Genomic DNA, 1,642 nt, shown 5'->3' with positions numbered 1-1,642 from the left:
TTCTCTCAACAGTCCGCAACTCGTCCCCCTGAGGCGAAAGTGAGTTACCTTGGCTGCGTCGCGTCCCGAGCTGTAGCGAACCCCTTCCACCTCGACTGGATCGAACGCGGTATTGCGCAAGATCGTATATTTCGCGAAGGGAGCCGCCTTCACGATATTGGTGATCTTGATTTCCGTCTTGTTGCGCACGCTCTTGCAGAGCTCGTCGATCAGACGGTCGACCTGGGCGTGATATTCCTTGCGCTTATCCGCCGGCAGGCGAAGGATATTGCTGTCGTAGTAGCGCAACTGGGTATTGTTGAGTGCCATCATTCCTCCTTGCCGCGGTGACGCGCCAACGGTCGGAGAGAAGGCCGACCCTTACCTTACGCGCTTGGCATCGGTTTACAAAATGGTCCGACTCGAAGCGAGCGAGGACATATTTAGGTGTTGTTAAGGACTTTTCAAGGACTTTCGGTTTACAAAAAAGACAAATCACGGTACTTTTGGAAACCGAAGCACAAGGAGACCGTCGATGATCGGAAACAAGCTGAAGGTCGCCCGATCCGCATCGGGTCTCTCGCTGCGTGGCCTTTCCGGCTCCATCGGCGGGTTGGTGACTGCACAAGCGATCGGGAAATACGAACGCAACGAAGATATGCCCAGTTCGCGTGTGCTGATCGCGATGGCGAAGGCGCTTGAGGTTTCGGTCGAATACCTCCTCAACGAAGACGAACTCACGCTCGAAGGGGTGGATTTCCGGAAGCGGACGGGGACGTCGGTGAAGGAAGAGGCGGCGGTGCATGCCCGCGCCATCCATATGCTTGAACGCTATCTGGCCGTCGAAGACTTACTCCAAATGCGCAGCGTGGAGTGGGAGCAGCCGCGTAGCGCGCCCCACCCGGTTGCCGAAATACGTGACGCAGAGGATGCCGCCCGGTCCGTGCGTGAGGATTGGGGACTGGGCAACGACCCGATCCCCCAACTCGCTGAGCTGCTTGAGGAACGAGGAATCAAGGTTTTGTCCATCGATCTCGAAGATGTTGACGGGTTAGCGGCAAAGGTCCGGCGGAAGGATCGGGACGCAGCGCGCGTCATCGTCATTAAGCGCAGCACGTGGTCGGAGCGCAAACGCTTCAATCTGGCCCATGAGCTCGGGCACATGGTGATTGCCCCCGTCGGGGGAGTGGACGAAGAGAAGGCCGCACATCGTTTTGCCGGTGCCTTTTTAATGCCGGCCGACGTATTGCGTGCGGAGGTGGGAGCTCACCGATCGTCCATCAGCATAGGCGAGCTGGTGGAACTCAAGAAGCGTTTCGGCGTGAGCATCCAAGCGCTGGCATATCGTTGCAAGGACCTTGGCATCATCAGCCAAGCTTCCTGCGCGCGTCTTTTCAAGATCTTCAAGGACCGGGGATGGAGATCAGCCCCCTACGAGGAACCCGGAAGTATGAAGCCGGAGTTGGAAGAACCGAGACGCTTCGAAAGGCTGTGTTACCGGGCCTTGGCGGAGGGTGTAATTGCAGAGTCTCGCGCCGCCGAGCTTCTGGGGATATCCGTGCGCGAACTCGACAAACGCCTGGATCAAGTGGCGGGCTGACTTGTGCCGATCCTTGTGTCCGATACCTCAGTGTTGATCGATCTCGAACGCGCCGCTCTCCTC

Annotated in this window: 1 protein-coding gene and 1 pseudogene; one reads left to right on the top strand and one right to left on the bottom strand. The window is 57.9% G+C overall.

Going from position 1 to position 1,642, the window contains the following annotated elements:
• Nucleotides 1-309 (bottom strand): annotated as a pseudogene (locus tag WH91_RS06780) (CBASS oligonucleotide cyclase); the annotation flags it as partial.
• 205 nt (nucleotides 310-514) lie between these two features.
• Here WH91_RS06780 and WH91_RS06775 point away from each other — a divergent pair.
• Nucleotides 515-1,579 (top strand): helix-turn-helix domain-containing protein, encoded by a 1,065-nt coding sequence (locus WH91_RS06775; protein ID WP_046170243.1) that lies wholly within the window; start codon nucleotides 515-517, stop codon nucleotides 1,577-1,579.
• Nucleotides 1,580-1,642 lie beyond the last annotated feature (63 nt).

This window comes from Devosia psychrophila, assembly GCF_000971275.1.
Lineage (GTDB): Bacteria > Pseudomonadota > Alphaproteobacteria > Rhizobiales > Devosiaceae > Devosia > Devosia psychrophila.
This window is presented reverse-complemented; position numbering and strand designations above follow the sequence as displayed.

Coding starts and splice junctions, on each gene's coding strand:
- WH91_RS06775 (WP_046170243.1), top strand. CDS start 515: ATGATCGGAAACAAGCTGAAGGTCGCCCGATCCGCATCGGGTCTCTCG.